Genomic DNA, 3,925 nt, shown 5'->3' on the forward strand with positions numbered 1-3,925 from the left:
ATGTGGTGTGGTAACTCCATTCTACACGAGGCCGTTATGGGCTTTTTGTGTTTTCCGTCAGGTGTTGCACTTAATATTACAATTCGTCCAATGTAAAATCAGGCGATAAAATTACTAACAATATCCAGGATAATTCTCATTTTTTGGGCCACGTATATGCTAAAGCTACAAGTTATTCTGAATTGATGGACATGCTTGATGATATTGAAAAATATGTTGTAAACCATTTATGCAATGTGGCAGTAAGTAAATATTAAATTTCAGATATATATTTTCTTTTTATAAAAATTTCTTACTGTTTAATTTAGTCTAGTATTTTTCTGACGAAGCGAACAGTTTGATAATAAAACGGTTTACGTTCTAAAGCGGATCACTTCGATGTGATCCGCTTTTTTTAAATTGAAGATAATGAAAAGGATCGTAAGTCGGCTATCGAGAATACATGAGGTGAGGAAATGCATGTAGGAAGTTAAATGCATCATCGATATATTGATCTAAGCAAAAAACTACATCTAAGAACAGGTCTGAACAATGTTGAAGTAAAGCGTTGATGGAATATTTCATTTGATTACTGATCATGGAATGAACATTTCTATCTCCACATCTCGTATCTAGATTTATAAGTCTATTGGGTCAATGAAATGTCCTGTTCAGAATCGAGCGCAATCGAAAGTGATCAAGATGATCAAGGGAATTGGCTAATGAAAGTGAACGGTTCGGTTTAATTTTTCCGATGGGAAAAGACAGCCGTTGATTTATTAAAATAATACAGGGCCGGCAGAAAACTATATACTAAGGGTAAAATTTTTTGTGGCGGCAGTATTGAAGAGCCGCGACATTTTAAAAGAATTATTCACTCCTACTTTCGCGGCAAACCGTATTGTCAGATGTACTGCTCATGTTTTAAACATCAATCTCATTACATGGGACATGGCTCCCAAAAAACGATCTCATCTAAAAAGTTGATATGCGTATATGTATAATACTCCGCTTTTTAAATTTCCAATCGATTACGACGAATCAATTTACGAGAAGGAAGAAACGAACAAAATGCAATCAAACTGAGACAAGGACGTTCTGTCCTTGCTTTTTTTACATCCGATGTCAATATTTCGTATACTCGAAACATACTAAGAAATGGAAAGGGTTGATGACTTATGATAATTGCTTTTATAAAAAGTGGCATATCAGATTTTTCTTTAATAGTGAATTCGCGAGAAAAAAAGTTTGACGTCACTGGATTCGGGACGTGGAAATGGATTTATGAAAAGTTGGAGATTGAGCACTTCCTATACGCCAACCGAATCATTATGCTTGATTGTGGTTTGATTCGATACTTGTCCAACGGTAGAACATCAATGGTCAATCTGATTGGTCGATTGATTCTATCTCAAGTAATAAAATCCGTCGTGCAGCCTGAATGTGTAGAAAGATTCCATCGTTATACAGAGACGGTCTCGGTACAAGACGAACATTTTAAAGAGGTTTTACCGTTTGGAGAACGAATTTTAGTGAACGAGGAGGTAGTTTAATGAACGTAACCGTCCTCCATTATGATGTCTTCACGGAAACGCCCGGTCATGGTAACCCAGCCGGGGTCGTCCTACAAGCAGAACATCTGACGCATCAACAGATGCAATTGATTGCTCGTTTTGCTGGATTCACTGAGACGACATTTGTACAACGTTCGATCAATGCGACGTGGAATATGCGTTATTTCGCGCCTGGCAAGGAGATGAATCTTTGTGGTCACGGGACGATTGCTGCATTGACGGCACTAGCACAAGCTAGTCAGTTACCGCAGAAATTCACGATCGACACACAAGCCGGTATTCTAAAAGGAAAACAGGCAGCTGTAAAAACCCGATTCCGGTTGCGGCAAGGGAATCCACAAATCGTTCCGTTCCAAGGAGCAGTCCGTCCCATACTCGCAACCATCGGGTTAGACATCAAGCATCTCGATGATCGTCTACCAATTGTCTATGGCAGCACAGGAAACTGGACACTCATTTTACCCATCCGCCGGTTGATAGATTTCAAGAGGATGCGGCCAGACAATGAACGTTTCCAGCAGGTATTGACGGCATTTCCTACTGCATCCATACATCCGATTTGTCTCGAGACCTATCAATCCGTTCATCTGCATGGTCGACACTTTTCCGCATCCGGTGCTGGAACGGTTGAAGACCCTGTCACTGGGACATCAAGTGGCGTGATGGGGGTCTATCATCGCCTGTTTATTAATCCGCTGTCTACGGAGACAATCAGAATTGAACAAGGACACGAGATGAATCGCCCCGGCACCGTCGACATTCTTGTTAGCGGAACAGAATCGGACCCTTCACAGTGGCAGGTCGAAATGGAAGGAGGGAGTATTTTTGTAGGGGCACGATCTATTACGATATAGAGAGACGGTCCGCTCATCACTTCGATTGTCATCTTCACTGATTTATTGAAAGCAGAGGATAGAGATGGTCGATAGTGTATTGTGAATGGTCTTTAGGTAAACATCTTCAGACATATATCGATCATTCACACCATATTGAACTAATGATGAACCGTCTAGTTGAAAGATGTAGAGCATAGCACTTTGTTTGGTAAATCCAAAGAATGGTGCAGTATTTTCTTATTATACATAGTCATAAGATCAATGCTGAGAAACTTGAATGTTTATCCATTTAAAAGTAGCTCTATTGTATTCGGAAAACCTTAGTGTTTTGAACATCCGTTCGCAGTCGTTTCAGGAAATCACGTTCTCTAACACTTATCGTTCTTTAAGAGAAAATATTTCGAAATCTGAGAAAAAACAAAGGAGGGTGAAACACATTGAAAAAGTTCGACCTGAATATTGAGCAGGTACTCGAAAACTGGGAAGTCTATCATGCTCTTCGAGAAATTATCGCCAATGCATTAGACGAACAGGTCCTTACACGATCAAAAGATATCCGTATCGAATGTGATTCGGATGGCAATTGGCGCATTCGTGATTATGGCCGAGGCTTGCAGTACGTGCACTTCACGCAAAATGAGAACCAGGAGAAGTTGAACCATCCGAATCTAATCGGGCGTTTTGGTGTCGGGTTGAAGGATGCTATGGCGACGTTTGATCGTCATGATGTCGGTGTTGAGATTCTATCGAGACACGGGCGGTTCACCTTAGGAAAAAGCAATAAACATGCGTTCGAGGATGTCATGACGCTCCATGCCTATATCGAGCCATCTCTCGATGATGCGTTCGAGGGAACGGAATTCATCCTCTCGAATATATCCGAAGAGGATATCCAGAAAGCGAAGCGACTCTTTCTACTCTTCAGTGATGAGCAGGTACTTTCCACCGTTCAATACGGTCAAATCTTAGAAAAGCATGGTCATACGGCGAATATCTACATCAATGGCGTGAAGGTCGCAGCGGAGGAGGACTTCCTCTTCTCTTACAACATCACCTCATTGACGAAGGGGATGAAGAAGGAGTTGAATCGAGAACGTACGAACGTCGGACGTACCGCCTATTCGTCTCGTGTGAAGCAGATACTCCTTGATAACAAGGAACCTCGTACGACCCGTCTTCTAGTAGAATCATTGAATCGGTTCACGGAAGGAGAGCTTCCAGTTGAACTCACATGGAAGGACGTGGCTATCCATTCCTGTAAGCTATTGAACATGCTTGAGGATGTCGTGTTCATGACACCCTCCCAAAATAAATCGAATATGATGTACTCTTTTAAGTAGACCATATTCTTGAAATATACGAAGAATAACTCTTATGAGATGTTGATGCATCTTATAAATTAACTATCTGAGCTCCATTTGCGCTATCTATATTTGATAGATAGGACTGTATTTTGCAATAGGTTTGTGGTTCTTACGCAATGTTAGTGAGGTAATGTTTTCAATACTATGGGAATAGAGTTAAAAAGGACTGATT

Annotated in this window: 2 protein-coding genes; both read left to right on the plus strand. The window is 40.8% G+C overall.

What is annotated here, in order from left to right; translation table 11 throughout:
* Positions 1–1,531 precede the first annotated feature (1,531 nt).
* Entirely contained in the window at positions 1,532–2,407 is an 876-nt protein-coding gene (locus tag KNQ13_RS15590; protein ID WP_026831326.1) for a PhzF family phenazine biosynthesis protein, read from the plus strand.
* A 419-nt stretch (positions 2,408–2,826) separates the two neighbouring features.
* The gene (locus tag KNQ13_RS15595) at positions 2,827–3,729 is read left to right on the plus strand and encodes an ATP-binding protein (RefSeq protein WP_051590538.1); all 903 of its coding nucleotides are present in this window, start codon (positions 2,827–2,829) and stop codon (positions 3,727–3,729) included.
* Positions 3,730–3,925 lie beyond the last annotated feature (196 nt).

It is taken from the genome of Exiguobacterium sp. s128, from assembly GCF_018618815.1.
Lineage (GTDB): Bacteria > Bacillota > Bacilli > Exiguobacteriales > Exiguobacteriaceae > Exiguobacterium_A > Exiguobacterium_A antarcticum.

Coding starts and splice junctions, on each gene's coding strand:
- KNQ13_RS15590 (WP_026831326.1), top strand. CDS start 1,532: ATGAACGTAACCGTCCTCCATTATGATGTCTTCACGGAAACGCCCGGT.